Source organism: Natronospira elongata, assembly GCF_034931365.1.
Lineage (GTDB): Bacteria > Pseudomonadota > Gammaproteobacteria > Natronospirales > Natronospiraceae > Natronospira > Natronospira elongata.
The window spans coordinates 37,807-57,604 of the sequence record NZ_JAYGII010000012.1 but is presented as its reverse complement, the minus strand read 5'-3'; the positions used below and the strand labels follow the sequence as shown (position 1 = coordinate 57,604).

The window sequence follows — 19,798 nt, the reverse complement described above, 5'->3', positions numbered from 1 at the left end:
TATAGCCGTTTGGCGGACAAACAAAAAGGCCGGACCCTAACGGATCCGGCCTTTTTGCGTAATGGTGGGCGATGCTGGACTTGAACCAGCGACCCCTGCCGTGTGAAGGCAGTGCTCTCCCACTGAGCTAATCGCCCGAAAGCGCGCCATTTTAGCCCTGCGGCCTGGGCGGGTCAATGGCGGTCTGGGAGAGGGCGGGAAATTAGGTTATCCTGTTCTTCTAATTTAGCTATTTCGCCTGCTCAAAATGGTGAACGCCCATGCCCGCTCAAGGATCCCAGATGGCCCACCAGCTACCCAGCATGAAAGACATGGAGGAGCACTCCGACGAGGCCGCCCGGGTGCTCAAGGCGCTCGCCAATTCGAATCGACTGATGGTCCTCTGCGCCCTGGTAGAGGGTGAACGGTCGGTGGGGGAGATCAATGAAAAGGTACCTCTCAGCCAGTCGGCCCTGTCCCAGCATCTGGCCCGCTTTCGGCGTGAAGGCCTGGTGGCGACCCGGCGCGAATCCCAGACCATTTATTACCGGATTGCCGATGACAAGGTGCTGGAGCTGATGGGCAAACTGTACGAGCTTTACTGCGCCACGGACTGATCCTGCTGCGGCTTGTCAGCGCCGATCTCCTCGAAGGCTGCCTGGTTGGTGAAGAATATTCTTCCCGGTGCGAGCAACGCCGGGAAGCCGGCTCGCCGCAAGCGGTCCAGTACCGGGCCTTTGACTTCAGACAGATGCAGCCTGATTCCCCGGGCTGCAAGGCTTCTCACCAGTTCCTCCAATGTCTCCAGTGCGGTGCTGTCAATTTCGTTGATGGCACTACAGACCAGTACCAGATCTCTTGTTTCCGGATGCGTGTCCAGATGCTCAAGCAGGGTGTCCCGCAGAAATCGGCTATTGGGAAACTGCAGGCTTTCATCCACGCGGATCATGCTCAGGCCCGGCCGGGTTTCCACCTGGTGTCGACGGATGTTCCGGAAATGTTCAGTGCCCGGGACGCGGCCGACTTCCGCTACATGGGGCTGACTGATGCGCCAGAGCAGCAAGGCGAGGGATACCGCCAGGCCGGTGAGCAGACCCAGCTCGACCCCCAGAATCAGCACACTGGCGAAACTGATAAGCGCCACGGTGGCGTCCGGCCGATTATGGCGCCAGGTATCGCGAATGCTTGCAAAATCCAGCAGCGGCAGCACTGCCAGCAGAATGATCCCTGCCAGGATGGCGCGCGGCAGCATCGCCAGTACCGGGGTGGCGAACAGTAGGGCAAGCAGCACACCGCCGGCTGCGAATACACCGGCCAGCGGGCTTTTCGCGCCGGCATCTCTGGCGACCAGAGTGCGTGCCAGCCCACCGGTCACCGGGTAGGCCGCACTCAGGCCTGCCACCAGATTGGACGCACCCAGCCCGAGTAATTCCCTGTTGGGCTGGATGTCCTCTCCGTCACGGGCTGCCAAGGCCCGACCCACCGAAACACTCTCCATGAGCCCAATCAGTGAGATAAGAAAGGCCATGCCCAGCAGTTCCATCAGCCACGCCAATTCGATGGGGGGCAGGGCGAAGCTCGGAAGGCCCCGGGGAATCTCCCCAACCAGGGCCGTCCTCTCCCCCAGCCCGGTGTGCAATGCCAGCGTGATCCCGAGAACGACCGCAGCCAGCGCGCCCAGGCGGGAGACGATCAGGCCGGCGGTGGGCAGCCGTGGCTGCAGCAGCCGGGCCAGTGGGCCGGAAAACAGGCGAATCAGAAGAACTGTGCCGATGGCCAGGAGCAAAGTGGGAAGGCTGAATGACTGCCAGTTACCCGCCAGTTCGCCGACAAGGGCAAACGGCTCCCGGACCTCGACGGGGATACCCAGCGCATGGGGCAGCTGGCTGAGACCGATCAGAACCGCGACACCCCCCATGAAGCCCAGCAGCACGGGTCGGGACAGGAAATGGGTGATAAAGCCCAGCCGCAGCAGGCCCATGAGCATGAGAATGGCGCCCGAGGCCAGGGCCAGGCTGGCGGCAACCGGCACGGGGTCAAGGCCGTGGCGCTGGGAGAGCAAGGCGGTGGCCGTGGCCACCATCAGGGAGACCACGGCCACCGGGCCAACGGCAAGGTAGCGGCTGCTGCCGAACAGGGCATAGGCCGCAGTCGGCAGCAAAGAGGCATATAGGCCAACCTGGGCCGGCAATCCGGCCAGCAGGGCGTAGGCCATGCCCTGGGGGATCAGCATGGCAGCGATGACCAGGCCTGCAATGGCGTCTTGCCCGAGTGAATTGGCATCGGGGAAGGGCCAGATTCCCTTTTTCCCTGACTGCAACAAAATTACACCTGTTTACTTGACCTGACTGGAATAAATATTAGAATAACCTAAAATAATAGTGTTTTCCACTGACGAAAGAGTCTTGCCCGGTTATTCGCCAAGGCAAGCGGGAGGAGTAGCTACCATGCGCTGGATCAGCCTTGTTGTTTCCGGAGTGTCCTTGCTGGCAGTCACCCAGCTAGCCCAGGCAGGGCTGGAGGACGAAGATCGAGTCCGCTTGGAAGCCGATGCCCATGCCGTGACGGTGGAATTGTTCGAGACACTTGCCGGGCGCCTGCAGGAGGCCATGCAGGAAGATGGTCCGGTGGCGGCCATTTCGGTCTGCCGTGACGATGCGCCGGCGATCAAGACCCGGCTTTCCCTGGAGAAGGGCTGGCAGGTGAGCCGGGTGGGAACACGCGTCCGCAACCCGCTTTTGGGCACGCCTGATGCCTGGGAGCGTGAGGTGCTGGATGAATTTGAACGGCAACGTGCCGACGGCAAGGCAGTGCCCGAGCTCAATCATTCGGAAGTGGTTTCCGAAGGTGATCAGCGCTATTTTCGCTATATGCGTGGAATCGGTGTCCAGGGCAACTGTCTACTCTGCCATGGCACGGACGAACAGATTCCCGAGCCGGTCAGGGACGTGCTGGATGATCGCTACCCTCATGATGCAGCATGGGGCTACGAGGTTGGAGACCTGCGCGGTGCTTTCACCGTCAAGATACCCCTGAAGGATTCGAAACAATGAGCCACAAGATCACGGTAGTAGGCAGCGGGTTTGCCTCTCTCACCACGGCCCGCCACCTGCGCAGGCTGGATCGAGAGGCGGAAATCACCCTGGTGGCGCCGCGACCGGAGTTTGTCTTCCTGCCCAGTCTGATCTGGCTGCCCACGGGTCAGCGGCAGCCCGAGGATATCATTCGGCCGCTGGAGGGGTTTTTCCGGCGCCACCGTATTCACTATCACCAGGGTAGTGCCACTGGCCTTGACCCAAGTGGTCGCCTGCTACTCACCGACAATGGCGAGGTGCAAAACGATGCCATACTGATCGGCAGCGGCGGGCGTTTTCTCAAGAAATTGCCAGGTATCGAGCATGCCATCACCCCCTGCGAGGGGGTTGAGTCCGCCATGCGCATCAAGCAGGCGGTGGAGGACATGGACGGAGGGCATATCGCCTTTGGTTTCTCCGGCAATCCCAGGGAAGGCCAGGCCATGCGCGGCGGGCCCATGTTCGAGTTTCTTTTCGGTATCGACAGTCTGCTGCGAAAGCAGGGGCGGCGGGACCGTTTCGAACTGACCTTCTTCTCGCCGGCACCGCAGCCGGGAAAGCGTCTTGGCCCAAAGGCCGTGGGCAAGCTGCTTGCGGAGATGGAACGCCGCGACATTCACACTCATCTGGGGCACAAGCTCAAGGGGTTCACGGAGGACAAGGTCACCACCGAGGGGGGCGAGTTTCCGGCCGACCTCATCCTTTTCATGCCGGGCATGACCGGCAACCCCTGGTTCGACAACACCGAACTGGGCCGTTCCGACGGTGGCCTGCTCAAGGCGGATGCCTTCTGCCGGGTGGAAGGGGCCGAGCGGGTCTATGTCGCCGGCGATGCCGGATCCTTCCCGGGCCCGGACTGGATGCCCAAGCAGGCGCACATGGCTGACCTGCAGGCGGAGGCGGCAGCGAAGAACATGCATGCGGAATTGAATGGACGGGAACCTGAGGCCACCTTCAAGGCCGAATTGATGTGTATTGTGGACAGCATGGACAAGGGCATGCTGGTGGCCCGCAGTGAAAAGCGCAACTGGGTGCTTCCCAGAAGCCGCCTGTGGCACTGGTCCAAGTCCCTGTTCGAGAAGAAGTACCTGCGTCAGTATCGATAGGAATGCCCGGTACCATGTGATGGACGATATCAGTAGCAACCGTGACCCGGCCGAACTCCGCAAGATGCTGGATTATCTTGGGGTGGCGGCGTTTCTGATCGATGTGGATTCACATGATGCGTTCCGACTGGCCGCCATCAATGCCCGCCACGAGCAACTCACTGGCATGAAACACGATGACGTGGCGGGATGTAGTGTGGATGATTTGCTGTCACCGGAAATGGCGGCGAATGTGAAAGGCAATTATCGACTGTGTGTCGAGGGGCGGGCCGCCACGGATTACCGGGAAGTGCTTGATCTCCCTGCCGGGCGGACCTACTGGCACACCGCGCTGGTGCCGCTCATGGATGATACCGGACGTATCACCCGCCTGTTGGGGACGGCCCACGAAATCAGTGACACTCTCCACCTGGAACTGGAAACCCGTTATCAGTCCACCGTGTTGAGTGCCTACCTGGATGAATCGCCGGACGGGATCCTGGTGGTGGATGCCGACAATACCATGAGAACGTGGAATCGCCGCTTCCTGGAGCTCTGGTCCATTCCCGAAGCGGTGATGGAGGCCCGCGATGGCGAGGCCGCCTTGAAGGCAGTCACAGACCAGCTGGTGGATCCCGAAGACTTCATCGAGCGAGTCAAGGCCTTGTACGCCAGCCTGGAAGAGGAAGAGCAGGGAATGCGAATCGACATGAAGGATGGACGCGTCCTGGAGCGCTATTCCCGGGGGCTCCATGGACCGGCCGGTGTCTATTGGGGGCGCATCTGGTTCTATCGCGATGTCACCGATCGGGAGCGGATGACTGAAGAGCTCCGTCGCCTCTCTCAGACCGATCCGCTTACCGGGGCAGCCAACCGGCGCGTGTTCATGGACGTATTGCGGGAAGAGTATGAGCGTGCCAGGCGCTACCGCCATCCACTGAGCATGCTCATGCTCGACTTGGACCGATTCAAGCAGATCAATGACGGGCACGGCCATGCGGCAGGTGACGAGGTGCTCAAGCGTTTCGTGGACGTCTGCACGCAGGCGCTTCGCAGCAGCGATTGCCTGGCCCGCATGGGCGGTGAGGAGTTCGCCATCCTGCTCCCGGAAACCGATCTACATGCCGCCACCCGCCTGGCCGAGCGGCTTCGCATCTCCGTGGCTGCGATGGTGTTTGCCGGCGCGGATGGTCCCTTCGCTGTCACGGTGAGTATCGGAGTGACGGATTTGGATGAAGAAGATACCGCCGAAGATCACCTTCTGACCCGTGCCGACAAATGTCTGTATGCCGCCAAGGCGGAAGGTCGTAACTGCGTATTCACCGCACAAGGCCTGAGTCAATGCCGGCAACACCCGGCATGATGACAGCGGGCTCTCAGTCCGGTTCTGCCGCTCACTCGCCATTCCAGGCGCGGCGAGGGATAATCGGAGTTTGATTTTCTGGGTAAGCATCGGCAGCGAGTCACCGGATGGGGCAGGCGGGCAAGGTCATTCGAATCGGGCAGTGGCGGTTCCTGCCGGAGCGCAATCTGCTGTTGGGCAGGGGCGAACGGCGGGAGTTGGAGCATCGTCTTTCGGTCCTGCTCGAGTATTTCTGCGACCATGCGTCTGCGGTTCTGACTAAAGACAGACTGCTCGAGGCTGTCTGGGGGCCCCGCATCGTCGGGGAAGAGAGCCTGTCCGTGGCGGTCAGCCAGCTTCGGCGGTCCCTGGATGACACGGCTCGCAATCCACGCTTCATCCGTACCGTGCCGGGCGTCGGTTACCAGTGGATCGCCACGGTGGCCCGGGAAGATGGACCTCGACATCGTGGGCTCTGGCTGGTGGCAGTGATGACGGCGGGGCTGCTGGTCTCGACCGCGCTGGTTTTCTGGTGGCTGACCGGGAAGTCGGAGCCAGTGGTTGCACTGGCGGAAGAGAACGGGCCCGGGTCCGAGGCCCGGCAGTTGCTCGCCAGTGAGAAGCCGGAGGACTGGCGCCGGGCGGTCGGCCTGTTCCGGCGCGTGATCGAAGCCGAGCCGGATCAGGTGGACGCCTACCTCGGTTTGGTCGAGGCCAAGCTGCGGCAGCTTCGGTATTTGGATCTGCCCGTGGCGCCCCATTACAGTGAACTGGAAGCCTTGTTGGCTCGTGCCCTGAGTATTGCACCCTTCCATCACCAAGCCTTGTTACTCTATGCCAATCTGCAGTTCATGCATGGGCAGGATTACACGGCTGCGGAAGCGGCCTTTCTGGACTTGTTGAGCGTCCAGCCCAATCATGCCGAGGGACGATTAGCCTACGCCAACTACTTGTTGGCCTTCGGTCGATTTGAGGAAGCGATGACGGAGGTCACGACCCTGCGTCGCCACCAGCCCTTGTTTTACGCGGTGCCTATGGTGGCCTGGAACTACCTCATGCAGGGCGAGACCGAGCTGGCCTGGAAGGAAATCCAGCGTATTACCCTGACCGAGCCCCGCTCGGCCGCCTATCATGTCTCGGCCCAGCATATTGCCTTCCAGCGAGGTGACGAGTTCGTGGCCATGGAGCACCTTAAGGCCCTGATGACCCTGGCCGGTATCGAGAACGAACGGCTGGCCCGCTTTGAGGCCGACTTTGCCGAAGCCGGACTGGCCGGGGTCCATGCTCGCTTGCTGGATGAGCGTGAAACTGCGGAGCTGGGTCATTACCGACCGCCCCTGTCCTGGGCACGCTATGCCCTGGTGGCCGGGGAGTATAGCCAGGCCCTGGATCATCTGGAGGCGGCGCGCGAGGACTCCCAGGAAGCGCTGCTCTGGCTGGCCGTGGATCCGCATTATCGCGCCCTGCATGCCGAGCCCCGCTTTCAGGCGGTGCTGACCAGTCTTGGTTTGACGTTGCCAAGCAATTGAAAGTAATAGGATTAATTAGGCTTTAAGAAGCTTTGGGCCGGCTTCAGGACGGGCCCGGACGCGATCGGCAGACTGGCCGGACTTCATTCTCAGGAGTCCGAACCATGTCATTTTCGAGTGTCCGTCTGACACTGATTTTCTTGATTCTATTCCATACCGTGCCCGGCGACGCCGCTGACTGGCCATTGTTCAAGGGTGATCCCGAGCGCAGCGGTCATGTCCGCCAGGATGTGGCTGTCACAAGCCTGGCGCTGGACTGGCAATTCCGCCTGCCCACCACCATTGCCAGTTCGCCGGTGGCCGTCGGGGATCAGCTCTTCGTGGCTGGTGAGAACGGCAACCTCTATGCCTTCGGGCTTGCGGATCGCCAATTGCAATGGATTCGCCCCTCGGGCGGAGCCATCAGTGCCACGCCGGCCGTTTTCGGGGACTTCGTCTATATCCTTAATCTCGATGGTTTGTTCCAGGCCATCCATCGCGTCGACGGAACTGAGGCCTGGTCTTTTCGGACCGGCGGTGAGAAGCGCTTCAGCGCCATCCACTACATGGGAATTCGGCACAGCGATGCCCCGATTCGCGACCCCTGGGATTTCTACCTGTCCTCACCCCTAGTGGCCGACGGCCGCGTCCATGTGGGTAGCAGCGACGGCCATCTGTACACCCTGGATGCCGATACCGGCGAGCTGCTCTGGCGCTACCGGACCGCTGGCATGGTCCATTCCTCCCCGGCCCTTGGCCGCAAGCATCCGGATGGCCATACCCTGGTGATTGGCGACTGGTACGGCATGGTGCATGCCCTGGATGCGGAAAGCGGGGAGGTTCGCTGGACCTACGCCACCGAGCGGGATAGCGTTCATCAGCAGTGGCTGGGCGTCCAGTCCTCGCCAGTGGTGGACGGTGACCGGGTTTACGTGGGCAGCCGTGACGGCTACCTGTATGCCCTGTCTTTGGCAACCGGAGAGGTGCTGTGGCGTTACGCCATGATGCAACGCTCCTGGGTGGTGGCCACGCCTTCCGTGGATGATGAACGTATCTACCTGGGTAGCTCGGTGCCGGGTTTTGTGATCGCCCTGGACCGGGTGGATGGGACCGAGGTCTGGCGTCGGGAGGTCGGTGCCTGGAGCTACAGTTCACCCCTGGTCCTCGGGCGCCATTTGGTCACGGCGGTCATGAACGGTGATCTGTTAGTACTGGACGCCGCGACAGGTGAACAACGCTGGCGGTATCAAAGCGATGCCGCCCGGGAAAACCATTTTGGCACGCTGGACCCGGACAGCGGGCAGTTCGATAACGAACGCCTGGGTTCCGGGGAGCTGCACCAGGCGCTTTACGGCTACATGGAATACATCCTGCATCTGGGAGGGTTCCTGTCTTCGCCGGCCTGGCATCGGGATGAGCTAATTATCAGCACCAGCGACGGTCAGGTCTTGATCTTCCGTGTGCAGGAAGACTGACTGCCGGATCTGTGGAACTGTGGCAGGATAGTCGATCCCTCGGGACAATGTGAGAATCGTCGATGGTCGAGATCGTCAAAGTCAGCACTGAAACCCAGATTGCTGCAGTGGCCCGCCTGGCTCGGGAAATCTGGGTGGATCACTACGCGCCCATCATTGGTCGGGCTCAGGTGGATTACATGCTGTCCAACTTTCAAAGTGAGGCCGCCATTGCCCGGCAATTGAATGAGGGTCAGGAATATTACCTGCTCCGCCGGGACGGGCAGGCTGCCGGCTATCTGGCGCTGATTGCAGAGCCCGCCGAACAACGGTTGAAGATCAGCAAGATCTACGTCGACGGCCGCTACCGTGGCCAGGGTCTGGGCCGGCGCTTACTGGCATTCACCGAAGAGGTTTGCCGGGAGCGTGATCTGGACATGCTCTGGCTGACCGTCAACCGCGATAATCTGGATTCCATCCGCTGGTATGAAAGCATGGGCTTTCGCAATACAGGTCCGGTTATGTTCGACATCGGTGGGGGCTATGTCATGGACGACTATCGCATGGAGAAGCAGCTGAGCGAGCCAGGCACATCTCATGGTGCTCGCGGATCGCTACTCCATGGCGATGAATGAACCATTAACCTCTCCGTCATGGCAGTCACTGCCGGAGCAATGATGGTCATTGGATATCCTCCCTGCTCTTGTAGTGTGCAAGCATGTCGATTCGGGAGTGACGGCTCGGTATTCGCCCAATTGCGCCGATTTTGATTAGACTGATCCTTCCTGTAGCGCTCAGCAAAGGGGGTTCCCATGTTCCAGCGTGTCGCGCTCGCCATACTGCTTGGCCTGGCCACCTTCTTCTCGCCGATAGGCGAGGGTCTGGCCGATACCGTCAATCATCGGGTTGATTCGGTCACCGTCTACCCCATGAAGGCGGAAGTCAGCCGGATTGTCGAATTTGACGTGGACGGGGAGAGTGGCACCTTGCGGCTGGATGGTCTGCCTGCCTCTCTGGACGTCAACGCCTTGCGAATCACGCCCATCAAGCCTGCATCACTGGCCATTGGTCAGCTATCCACCCAGCGACAGCGTGGTACGGAAAGCGAAAGGGCAGCCATCCGTGAGCTACGCGCCCGTATTGAGATGCTTGAGGCTGAGCGGGAAGAAGTGGAGGTACGCCTGGATGTGCTGGCGCTCCAATTGCGTCTGTTGGAGCAGGCGACCGGAGAGGACAGGGCGTCAGCAACCGACTGGAACCAACTGGCGTCAATCACGGGGACCTTGGGCGAGACGGCCGAAAGTGTGATCGGTGAACGTCTCACTGCCCGCCGGGAAGCGCGGCGCCTGGATGAGGAAATCGAGGTGTTGCGTGACAGTCTGGATGACCTGGGCGGGGAACAGACCGAGTCCCGTTCCCTGACGATGAGCTGGCAGGCCGAGGGGCCCGGGCGAGCCGAACTGCAGCTGGAATATGTGGTTTACCGAGCCGGCTGGCATGCGGATTACGAGGTTCATCTCGATACCGGCAGTGAAGAAGTGGAAATTGTTCATCGTGCCCAGATTCATCAGAGCAGCGGGGAAGACTGGGAAGACGTCACACTGTTCGTCTCAACCAGCGAACCGGCACTGGGAGACCAGATACCCGAGCTTTCATCCTGGTATATCGACTTCCATCAACCCCAGGCGGCCGAGGTGCATCAGGATTACAGCCTGCGTCGTGTTCCCGTCACCGGTTCGCGAGTCACTGCTGCGGATCTTGTCGGGAGTGAGTTCTCGGCGGAGTATCGTCTGCCCGGACGCGTCAGCGTGCCAGGGGACGAAGAACACCACCGTTTCACTTTGGGTCGGGCCGAACTGCCGGTGTCACTTTCTTTGAGGACCGTGCCTTCCCGGGCCTCTCATGCATGGCTGTTCGCCACCGGCGAGTTTGAGGGCGAGGTACCGCTGCCGATGGGCAATGCCCATCTCTATCGTGATGGCGTCATGGTGGCCCAGACCGAATTTTCCGCCCTGGTGCCAGGCAACGAGTTCCGCGCGGGCTTTGGCGTCGATCAGCGGACTACCGTGGAGCACAAGCTGGTGCGGGATATCCGGGGTAGCAGCGGTACCTTCCGCCGGCGCAACGAGGTCGAGCGCCTCCATCGCATCACCATCACCAGCGGCCACGACCGGGCAATTCCGATCACCGTGCTTGATCGCATGCCGGTGGCCCGGGATGAACGCATCGAAGTCTCTTTGCTGGACGAGTCAGAGCGCCCCGATCGGCAAGACGTGGATGATCGGCCTGGGATAGTTTCCTGGGACCGGGAACTGGGCGCCGGTGAGACTCTGGAGTTGCCGTTCGGCTACAAGGCAAGCTGGCCCGAGTCCGAGCCAGGCATCGACAACTGGTGAATCCAACCTGCCACTTCGGCGCCCTGTATCGCCGACTGGCGGCAAGTGCTGGTGACTATGGCCGCGAATTGAGGATGGCATCTACTGCTGACTTCACCTTCTCGACTTCATCGAGTGCGTTGGGCCAGTGGGGGGCGAAGCGGAGCCAGCCGGCCGGGCTGGCGACGGAAATTCCCTGGTCGGCCAGGGCGGCGGCCCAGTCGGCGGCGGGACGGTGGTCGGGCGGTCGCACGCTTAGAATGCCGGAGCGGTTCTCCGCCTCCGCCATGCGGGCGCTTTCAAAGCCGCGCTCGGTCAGTGCCGGTTCCAGGGCATCCAGCCAGACCTGCACATGGGCATGAATGTTCTCCACGCCGATGGATTGAATCAGCGTCACACTGGCCGACAGCCCGGCGCAGCCGATGGAATTGAAGGTCCCTGATTCCAGCATCCGTGCGCCGTGCTGAAAGGGACGGTCATAGCGCAGGGTCTCGGGGCCGCCCGTGAGAAACTCGAAAGCGTTCTCGTGGCTGATCCAGCCGGCAAGATGGGGCTCCAGTTGTTCGGCCTTGTCCCTTGAAACATAGACAAAACCCACCCCCTCCGGGGCCATCAGCCATTTGTGACTGCCGCAGGCCAGGTAATCGATGCCCATGGTTGTCACATCCATCGGTACCACGCCCACCGCCTGGATGGCGTCCACGAAAAACTCGCTGCCGTGGCGCTTGCAGAGCGCGCCCATGGTCGCCAGCGGCATGAGCTGGCCGGTGGTGAACTGGACGGCACTGACCGCCACCATTCGAATGCCGTCGGCGAGATGGCGTTCGAATTCCGCCAGGGCCGTTGCTCGGTCGTGGCGAAAATCCTCCGCGTACATCCACACGAGTTCCAGATCATGGCGCTTGGCCGCCTGCTGCCAGGGAGTGACATTGGTGGGAAATTCCCCGGCCAGCACCAATACCCGCTCTCGTGGTCGCCAGGGCAGGGAATTGGCAATGGCCACCACTCCCGCGGTGGTATTGGCCACCAGGCCGATTTCGCTTTGCCCGTCGGCGCCGATCAGCGTACCCAGCTGCTCCCGGAGCCGTTCCCGGCGCTCGACCTCCATTGGAAAAAAGCCCACGCCTTCCCGCGCCTGCGCTGCCATGACCTCATCCACCGCGGCTGAGACAGGCTTGCTTAGCGGTGAGATCGAGGCATGGTTTGCATAGACATGGAATTGAAGGTCGGGAAGCAGGGCCCGTTGACCCAGGGCCGCTTGAGGCTTGCCAGTGTCAGCCATCCATTCGCTCCGCGTGGGGAATTTCAGCAAGAATGTATGCAGCTGATCATGCCAGTCAGCTGTTCCCGAGCCAAGCGCCGCGGCTTCATCCCTGAAGCCGATGGCGACGCTGGTAATGGGCAGGGCTCATTTACCGGGCTGGATGAAGCGGAATTGCTGGGCTTCGTCCAGTTCGGCGACCAGGGCTTCTTCCTTGGCGGCGAGGGCTTTCAGGCGGGGGCACAGGGCCTCGGCGTGTGCCTCGATTTCGGCGGCGCGGGCTTCGACTTCGGCCTCAATGGTTTCTTCCAGGCCGGCAACCCGTTCTTCGATATGCTCTTCACCCAGTAAGAGGGCGGTCAGGGCCAGGCCAATACCGGCCTTGATGAGTTCGGGCTTGGCATTCTCCACTGCCTGTTTCACGCTTTGGTCGATCTGTTGGCCGAAGGTCTCGGCGTTGAAATCAGTGGTGGTGGCGATGGCTTCCAACAATTCTTCCCTGAGGCTTTCCAGGTCAGCATTCAGGTTCCGCGTCGCAGTCTCGCCGAATACGGTGGTCACGGCGGTACTGGCCGCGTAAATTCCGATATCCACCGCCTCCGCGGCAATAACCCGGAATTCCTCCACCAGCTCACGGACCTCCTGTTCATAGGCCGCCGCACGGGCGCTGCCTTCAGCCGAGAGGGGCATGGTTTGCCCGTCCACGGTCAGGCTGCCACCGGAGAAGCGTGCCGTCCGCTGCTCATCGGCAACCTCCACATGGGACTGGGTAATCTCCAGCTTGGGTGCCAGCGAGACACGGCAGTCGGAATTGAATTGCGCCGCCTGTGCCATGCTACCCAGGGCCATGGTTGCCGCCAGCAGCAGGCTGCTCATCGTCAATTGCTTGCTCATGATCAATCCTCCTTGTGAATCGGGCCGCGACTCGGATCGAGTAAGCGGTATTAGCGTTATAGATAACTACAACACCAATGTCAAGCGACCCAGTCGGCTTCTCTAGCCGACTGGGCCGCTTTCCGTTTACGACTGGCCTGTGAAGCTTGCGTGGCTGTTGATGAGATTTCGGTAATCGGGAATGTGATTGGAGAACAAGGCACCCAGACCTTCGACGTCGTTGCGCCAGTCACGATGTAACTCACAGGCCACGCCGAACCAGCTCATGAGCTGGGCACCGGCCTGTGACATGCGATCCCAGGCCGCGTCACGGCTAATTTGATTGAATGTCCCCGAGGCGTCGGTGACCACGAAGACCTCGAACTCCTCGGCCAGGGCCGAGAGGACGGGGAAGGCCACGCAGACTTCGGTGACCACGCCGGCGATGATCAGCTGCTTCTTGCCGGTGGCCTTCACGGCCTTGACGAAGTCCTCATTGTCCCAGGCGTTGATCTGCCCCGGGCGGGCAATATAGGGGGCCTCCGGGAAGGTCTCCTTGAGTTCCGGCACCAGCGGGCCATTGGGGCCGTCCTCGAAGCTGGTGGTGAGGATGGTGGGCAGCCCGAAGTACTTGGCCAGATCGGCCAGGGCCAGCACGTTGTTCTTGAAGGTGTCCGGCTCAATGTCCCTTACCAGAGACAGCAGTCCGGTTTGATGGTCCACCAGCAGCACGGCTGCCTGATCCTTGTCGAGTCGATTAAAGTTTTTCATGTTCCTCTCCAGATATTGGCGCCCGGATGGTCCGGGCTGTTTATGCTGCTCTCGCTGAAATCGGGTAGCGCGACTTCCAGCGATTGCTGAGGTTGGGCCGAGAGGCGCTCAGACGCTCCATGGGAGCGGTGATCTTGCTCCGCCTTGCTGTTCCCTGGTTTTGACTGTAGCGATCTTCAGCCTGTTATTGAGGCTATATGTAGAACGATAATTCGGCTAGGTGGGCGTTTATCAACAGTTCGTTCTCTAAATGGAACGAGAATGGGATTGGCAGGCTATCTATGGTTCCGTGAGGCGCGCCGGGCTTTGCTTGCGGATGCTGCGACAGGTGTGCAGTCGAAGTGGTGCTTGGTGTCCGGTCGGTCTTGATGTCTTGCCAAGTAATCCCTGGGGTGGTGTTGACGGCGGTCAATACGGACGATTCCCATCGGCGTATGTTGCATTTACCATTCATCTCCGATGTGCACACCCAGTTTCGGTAAAAGGTAGCGGTGCATGAAGAGCATGACTGCTGCGGCAGCGAAAGCGCCCAGGAATACACCGATTGCACCTCGGACATCGTGCATCAGATCAGGGGCCAGTATTAGTACGCCGGAGAGGGCCAGCATGATGATGCCGCCGACCAGCTTGAGGATACGCCCGTGCCGTTCTTCGAAACGGTCGACACGAAGTGTCGTCAGGGCAGTTACGAAGATCGCCAGTTCAATGAGCAGGTAGATCAGCAGGTATAGCCCAAGCAGGAAGGAGAAGAAGAGCCAATCGATGTCGTGAGTGGCAACGATGCCGCCCCAGATGACAGGGAAGCCGGCGGTACAGGGTAGCTCGATGAAAGCGATACCGCTTGCCATCACGGCGGTGGCGGCAATGAGTGCCGGTGTCGACCGGCCGTCGCGGATCAGGCCGCGAAAGCGGCGGTAGATGCCTGGCTTGTGCTTCTCGTCAATGGTGAAAGAAATCCCTCGCTGGAACCAGAAATAATCCTTGATATTGACCCCGGCAAAGACAAGCGCCAGGGTTGCAACCACCCAGTAGACCCAGTCGCTTGTCAGTAGCAGACTTAGCGCACCGAAAACACCGATAATGAATAGGCCGTAAATGGCTGCAGTCACCGCCAGGAAGGTCAGGCCTACCGCGAGGATTCGCTTGCGTGAGCCGGAATGAATCACCAGCGCCAGCAGGATTGTCAGAACCCAGAGTGAACAGGGATTGAATCCGTCGATGAAGGCGATCAGCGCTGTCGATATGGTGAGTGGTTGGACCATCAGGTCGATGGTTCCGACCAGGGGTAGGCTGATCGGGGCCGTTTCCTGTGCTGTCGCTTTCTGATCGAATCGCTGGCGGGTGTCACGCGAGTCGGGGCAGTCACCCCTCGCAAGACAGTGCTCTACATGGCTGGTTATTTGGTGCCGAATCAGGCGACTGTCCCCCAGCCAGGCTCGTCCTCCCACGAAGACAGCGGGTACCGAATCAGCCCCCGTACCATGGGCCGAGGCCACCGCACGAAACAGCTTGCGATTGTAATCGCTCTGTCGCACCTCGAAGAAATGGGTCGATAGTGCCTCGTGCGACTCGTCAAGGGCTTTGATGAAGGGCTTCTGAGCTTCACAGTGGGGGCAGGTATCACTGTGGAACACCAGCATGTGCAATTCATTCATCGGCGCGGCCACTGCGATGGGGGGTAGCAATAGCAGCAGGGTCAGAAAAAGTCGCAGGCGGAATCTGGGCATGCGAATTTCCCCACGATGAATGGAAAGCGAGGGAGGGGCGGGTCGGTGACTCGCTCAACCTCCATCCGGATTTCCTGCCTGGGCCAGAAGGGTTTAGGCCGCTTCGACACCTGCCTTATTATCTGCTTTTTTCATCTTGGTCTCCAGTTGGCTGGGGGGCAACCGATTCTGACCGATTCAGGTGCTGATTGGGTTCCCCCGTGCCGGGTGTGCAGTAGATTTCATACAGTTGGCCGATGATCTCCATGACACCGGGGTCGGCAATGCGGTAGTGGATATTCTGTGATTCTCGGCGGGTGGCGACCAGCTGGTCCTGGCGCAGTCGGGCAAGGTGCTGGGATAACGCGGATTGGCTTAGGGGAATCTGCAAGCTGAGTTCGGAAACGGTCTTTTCGCCTTGAACAAGCTGGCAGAGAATCATCAGACGATGAGAGTTGGCCAGCGCCCGCAACATGTGAGCGGCTTTTTCGGCATGTGCGGGCGCCAGCTCGGCCAACAGGGCCTTGCGTTTTCTCATTTCCTGGTCTTTTGTGGTCATGGTTGCCTTTATCGACTTTTCGCAGCAGCCTGTCGTTGTGCCCGCAGACGGCGGATGCCCAGCAGCCGGAGCATGGCTCGTTCGTAAGCGGGTTCAGCAACGCCCTTGCGCATCTTTCTCAGGAAGTACCATTCGAAGGCCGATTTGGCCCAGTGCACCCACTTCCCCTTTCGAGTCCAGGTCACATTGCGTGGCGGCATTTGGGGCATGGCCAGAAAGGCTGCACCGGTGTTCCCCATGTCAGCCAGACAGAGCGCATTCCAGGTGGCCCGTGCCTCAGGCTGCTCGCCGGCAATGGCCAGTTTGATGTTCTCCGCAATGGCGGTGTTCATGGACTCGATCATGTATCCGGTCTTGGGGGCTCCGGTGGGCACTGGCGTTTTTTCCACCGGCGGAATAGCCACACAGACACCGGAAGCATAGATATTTGGCCATTTGGGATTACGCTGGTATTCGTCGATTTGCACAAAGCCTCGTGGATTGCAGAGGCCCTCTACACTGGCAACCGGATCCACACCCTTGAATGCGGGCAGTATCATGGAAAAGACGGAATCGATCTGATGTTCCCTGCGGACTTCGCCCTGGTCATCATGTTCCTTGACGAAGACCTTGCCATCTTCCAGCTTCTCGGTGGATGCATTACAGACCCAGCGAATATCACGCTGCCGCAATTCATGTTCCAGCAAGCCCTTGGAGTCGCCCACGCCACCAAGGCCCAGGTGGCCAATGTAGGGCTCGCTGCTTACAAATGTGATTGGTACCTGGTCTCTCAGGCCGCGTTTGCGCAGGTCACGATCCAGTATGAATGCGAACTCGTAGGCGGGGCCGAAGCAACTGGCTCCCTGGGCCGCACCGATCACTACCGGGCCGGGTGAGGCCAGAAGCTGTTCGTATTCGCCACGACAGTGTTCGGAGTGATCCAGTGTGCAGATGGACTGGCTATAACCGTCGGGGCCCAGCCCCGGGATTTCATCAAAAGCCAGCTTGGGCCCGGTGGTAATGGCAAGGTAGTCGTAGTCCAGGCCTTCACCACCCTTGAGCTCAATGCGCTGCGCATCGGGGTCGATGCCGACCATGCTGTCTACCACCAGATCGACGTTCCGCTTTCTGAGAGGAGGTGCCAGTGGCGTCGTGGTCTTGGGACGCTCTCGCCAGCCCACCGCGATCCAGGGATTGGACGGCACGAATTGAAAGTGGTCGGCAGGGCTGACCACAGTGATTTTTTGCTTCGGGCCGAGGGTCTTTCGCAGCTCAAGGGCCAGGGGCATGCCGGCCAGGCCGGCGCCAATGATTACAATGTGTGCCATGGTCTTATCCTCCAATGGCTGGCAATTCCCCGAAGGGAGAGCTTGATCCCTCAGCGCCAACTACGGGGAACAAATCGGCTTCAGTGCGCCTTTCGCGAGGCCACGTCCTAGGCATCCCGAAGTCCGGCCTTTCTTAGAATGGTCATCATGGGGCACCAGCAGGTGAAGGCCGACTGGATCAGATTAAGCGCCACGAAACCGGTGAAGAACAGCCAGTACTCGTGGTGGAAATGCGCGAGCAGAATGCTGGCCAATACAAAGCTGCCCGCAATGAGTCGAAGTGCCTGGTTTACGGTCATGGTGTTTCCTCCTGTCATGGAGACAATGAAAAGATTGCTCAGAAAGTGCGTTTCAGTCGCAGAAAGACACTGGAGTCTTTCTCGAACTGGCCGTAGAAAGTGTGATCATCCTCGCCGCCAAATAGATTGGCGCCTGCCGTCATGTACAGCTCGTCACTTAAGCGATAGTTAACCGTGGGCCGGAGGAACCAGTCCTCGTAGTCGGGAGAGTAGAAGCTCATCAGCCCGAGGGTGAGGTTGTCCCGCATCAACCTTTGGGTCAGGCGCACGGTAATGAGCTGGCGGTATTCTTCGGGCAGGGTGGCAGGATCCCCCTGGAAGTTGGCCTCCAGCTCATCGAAGTCCTGCAGCCATTCGACGTAGTACTGGGTGCCCAGGGTCAGGTTTCTGGCGATTTCCTGTTCGTATCCAGCAAGGAATCGAAACTCGCTGTTGGGCAGCATGGGGTCATCCCCATCGCGGTTGTCTGCCGAGTCGTAATAGGAGAACTCCAGGTTGTAGAGACCGGTCCCCAGCGGGCCACGCAGGCTGGCACCGAGACTGTTGAGTCGGGCAAATTCCAGATGGCCGCTTTCGGGGTTGAAAGCCGTCGGCTGGCCGAAGAAGCCGCGGTAGAGATAGATAGCCCATTCCTGTGAGCCGGCCATGCCGTAGATGCGGGTGGCCAGTTCACCGTTATCAAAGGTCCTGGCGGGGCGGTCCACCAGCGGCAGGGGCGGGGCGGCGGTCAGTTCACCCTGCATGGGATCGAAATACGACAGGCGCACGCCCTCAATGAAATTGTCCGGTTCGAAGAACGGTGTCCAGACCGCGTCGATATTGGCCCGGTCACCGAACCAGCTGACACGGACGGCGTCATTGGTCCCCTTGAGGTATTCGTCATCTCGACCGATCAGGAAGGACACCCAGTCCTTGGGGAACAAGTCATTGAGAAAGACCAGGTCGCCCGTCCCCCAGGTAAGAACCTGACGACCGAGCCGCACATCGGTGCGTTCGCCTACCGAAAAGCCGAGCCGCGCCTCGCGGACATCACCTGTCAGTTTGTCTTCCACGCTATCGGCCAGGCCGTCCAGCTTGAAGCGCCCGTCGATCCGATCACCCGCGTATTGCCCTTCCAGCTGGAAGCGAACCTCACCCAGCGGCATGTCATCGTCAATGAGGTCATTGCTGCGAGTACGGTAGCCCGCCGCACCCTCAATGAACCCGTACCAGGACAGGGGGGTCACTTCTTCATCACCCCATGGATCATTATCCCAGTCATCGGCCGTTGCCAGGGGCGGCAGGGCAATGAGCCCGATACCGGCCAGCAAGCCTGCCTTCAGAGTATTTGGCCGCACAATCATCGTGTCCTCCTTGTTCATTGACGCTGCAGCCACTGCCGGGGCGGATTCCTCAATGACCGTTCCGTGAAGACCGAATCAGGAATACCGATGTCATAGGCACTGTGGCGAAATTCCACCAGGGTGTATTCATCGTCCTTGAGGTTTTCCATTCGCATGCGGGTACCCGTGGGGTAGCCGTCGATCTCTTCCACTTCCTCAATCTGCATGCGTCGGTAGGTCTCGCCGGAGTCGTCCACGTACTCGGCCCGCATGGGCAGGAAGGTCTCGCGATCAATCCAGTTGTCGAAGTGGGCAAACTCGACAGTGCCTGGATCTCTGGGGGTGCTTCGGATGACGTAGTAGTCGTCTGTGGTTTCGATCAGCTCATGTTCATCATCTTCCAGGTGACGACCGGAGACATCCTCGTAGAAGACATGGGAGCCGACGAAGCTGGTGCGCTTGTCGCCGGGGGCAATGCGGCGAACCAGGTCCAGGCCGGGCAGATAAAGCCAGCGATCATCATCGGCGCCGGGATTCTTTTCCACCAGAAACACCGTGCCGCGGACATCGGAGGGTCGGCTGAATACCACCAGATAGCTCTGTTTGCCGTCTTCACCATCCTTGCGCAGCATGGTGAACTGGCGGACCTGCTCACGCCCGCGGCTATCGACAATGCGCATGCGCGCTTCGGCGCGTCCGTCGTCGCCGGCGTAGAAAGAGGCCTGGTTGGCCCGTTCCACGATTTCCATGGCGGTGGGGGTGTCGGCAGCCAAGGGGTTGCCGAGGCTGGTCATGAACAGCCCCAGGCCGGCGGCCGTGGAGAGCATCAGCTTGTTGAGTTTGACTGTCATCATTGTGTACCTCCTTGAGGTATCGATTGCGT

At 60.2% G+C, this 19,798-nt stretch carries 18 protein-coding genes and 1 tRNA gene; 8 read left to right on the top strand and 11 right to left on the bottom strand.

Annotation, left to right across the window (positions count from 1 at the left end):
- Positions 1–62: 62 nt before the first annotated feature.
- A tRNA-Val gene (locus VCB98_RS07250) sits at positions 63–137 on the bottom strand.
- A 123-nt stretch (positions 138–260) separates the two neighbouring features.
- Here VCB98_RS07250 and VCB98_RS07245 point away from each other — a divergent pair.
- Complete coding sequence (locus VCB98_RS07245; protein ID WP_346051237.1) at positions 261–596, top strand: ArsR/SmtB family transcription factor; 336 nt, start codon at positions 261–263, stop codon at positions 594–596.
- Here VCB98_RS07245 and VCB98_RS07240 read toward each other — a convergent pair.
- Positions 578–2,299 (bottom strand): SulP family inorganic anion transporter, encoded by a 1,722-nt coding sequence (locus VCB98_RS07240; protein ID WP_346051236.1) that lies wholly within the window; start codon positions 2,297–2,299, stop codon positions 578–580. The genes VCB98_RS07245 and VCB98_RS07240 overlap by 19 nt on opposite strands.
- A 127-nt stretch (positions 2,300–2,426) precedes the next feature.
- Here VCB98_RS07240 and VCB98_RS07235 point away from each other — a divergent pair, with 127 nt between their 5' ends.
- From VCB98_RS07235 to VCB98_RS07205, 7 genes are all read left to right on the top strand, one after another.
- Entirely contained in the window at positions 2,427–3,032 is a 606-nt protein-coding gene (locus VCB98_RS07235; RefSeq protein ID WP_346051235.1) for a Tll0287-like domain-containing protein, read from the top strand.
- Positions 3,029–4,159 carry an NAD(P)/FAD-dependent oxidoreductase gene (locus VCB98_RS07230; protein WP_346051234.1) on the top strand — a complete coding sequence of 377 codons (1,131 nt, stop codon included), beginning with the start codon at positions 3,029–3,031 and terminating at the stop codon, positions 4,157–4,159. The genes VCB98_RS07235 and VCB98_RS07230 overlap by 4 nt, the downstream gene beginning before the upstream one ends.
- Positions 4,160–4,178: 19 nt before the next feature.
- The gene (locus VCB98_RS07225; RefSeq protein ID WP_346051233.1) at positions 4,179–5,501 is read left to right on the top strand and encodes a sensor domain-containing diguanylate cyclase; all 1,323 of its coding nucleotides are present in this window, start codon (positions 4,179–4,181) and stop codon (positions 5,499–5,501) included.
- Between the two features lie 107 nt (positions 5,502–5,608).
- Positions 5,609–7,009: a winged helix-turn-helix domain-containing protein gene (locus tag VCB98_RS07220; protein WP_346051232.1), complete on the top strand. Its 1,401-nt coding sequence runs from the start codon at positions 5,609–5,611 to the stop codon at positions 7,007–7,009.
- 104 nt (positions 7,010–7,113) lie between these two features.
- Positions 7,114–8,463, top strand: coding sequence for an outer membrane protein assembly factor BamB family protein (locus tag VCB98_RS07215; protein WP_346051231.1), 1,350 nt, complete (start codon positions 7,114–7,116; stop codon positions 8,461–8,463).
- Between the two features lie 62 nt (positions 8,464–8,525).
- Positions 8,526–9,077, top strand: coding sequence for a GNAT family N-acetyltransferase (locus tag VCB98_RS07210; protein WP_346051230.1), 552 nt, complete (start codon positions 8,526–8,528; stop codon positions 9,075–9,077).
- Positions 9,078–9,254: 177 nt separating this feature from the next.
- Positions 9,255–10,838: a mucoidy inhibitor MuiA family protein gene (locus VCB98_RS07205; RefSeq protein WP_346051229.1), complete on the top strand. Its 1,584-nt coding sequence runs from the start codon at positions 9,255–9,257 to the stop codon at positions 10,836–10,838.
- Between the two features lie 55 nt (positions 10,839–10,893).
- On the opposite strand, the gene VCB98_RS07200 is transcribed toward VCB98_RS07205, so the two are convergent.
- The 9 genes from VCB98_RS07200 to VCB98_RS07160 form a co-directional block, all read right to left on the bottom strand.
- Complete coding sequence (locus tag VCB98_RS07200; protein ID WP_346051228.1) at positions 10,894–12,099, bottom strand: aminotransferase class V-fold PLP-dependent enzyme; 1,206 nt, start codon at positions 12,097–12,099, stop codon at positions 10,894–10,896.
- Between the two features lie 126 nt (positions 12,100–12,225).
- A complete protein-coding gene (locus VCB98_RS07195; RefSeq protein ID WP_346051227.1) occupies positions 12,226–12,972 on the bottom strand; it encodes a DUF2884 family protein in 747 nt (248 codons plus the stop codon).
- A gap of 126 nt (positions 12,973–13,098) precedes the next feature.
- Entirely contained in the window at positions 13,099–13,722 is a 624-nt protein-coding gene (gene ycaC, locus VCB98_RS07190; RefSeq protein WP_346051226.1) for an isochorismate family cysteine hydrolase YcaC, read from the bottom strand.
- Between the two features lie 443 nt (positions 13,723–14,165).
- Entirely contained in the window at positions 14,166–15,449 is a 1,284-nt protein-coding gene (locus tag VCB98_RS07185; RefSeq protein ID WP_346051225.1) for a thioredoxin, read from the bottom strand.
- A 118-nt stretch (positions 15,450–15,567) separates the two neighbouring features.
- The gene (locus VCB98_RS07180) at positions 15,568–15,966 is read right to left on the bottom strand and encodes an ArsR/SmtB family transcription factor (protein WP_346051224.1); all 399 of its coding nucleotides are present in this window, start codon (positions 15,964–15,966) and stop codon (positions 15,568–15,570) included.
- Between the two features lie 29 nt (positions 15,967–15,995).
- A complete protein-coding gene (locus tag VCB98_RS07175) occupies positions 15,996–17,294 on the bottom strand; it encodes an NAD(P)/FAD-dependent oxidoreductase (RefSeq protein WP_346051223.1) in 1,299 nt (432 codons plus the stop codon).
- Between the two features lie 107 nt (positions 17,295–17,401).
- Positions 17,402–17,593: a YgaP family membrane protein gene (locus VCB98_RS07170; protein WP_346051222.1), complete on the bottom strand. Its 192-nt coding sequence runs from the start codon at positions 17,591–17,593 to the stop codon at positions 17,402–17,404.
- Between the two features lie 38 nt (positions 17,594–17,631).
- Entirely contained in the window at positions 17,632–18,936 is a 1,305-nt protein-coding gene (locus VCB98_RS07165) for a hypothetical protein (RefSeq protein WP_346051221.1), read from the bottom strand.
- 14 nt (positions 18,937–18,950) lie between these two features.
- Entirely contained in the window at positions 18,951–19,769 is an 819-nt protein-coding gene (locus tag VCB98_RS07160; RefSeq protein WP_346051220.1) for an outer membrane lipoprotein-sorting protein, read from the bottom strand.
- Positions 19,770–19,798 lie beyond the last annotated feature (29 nt).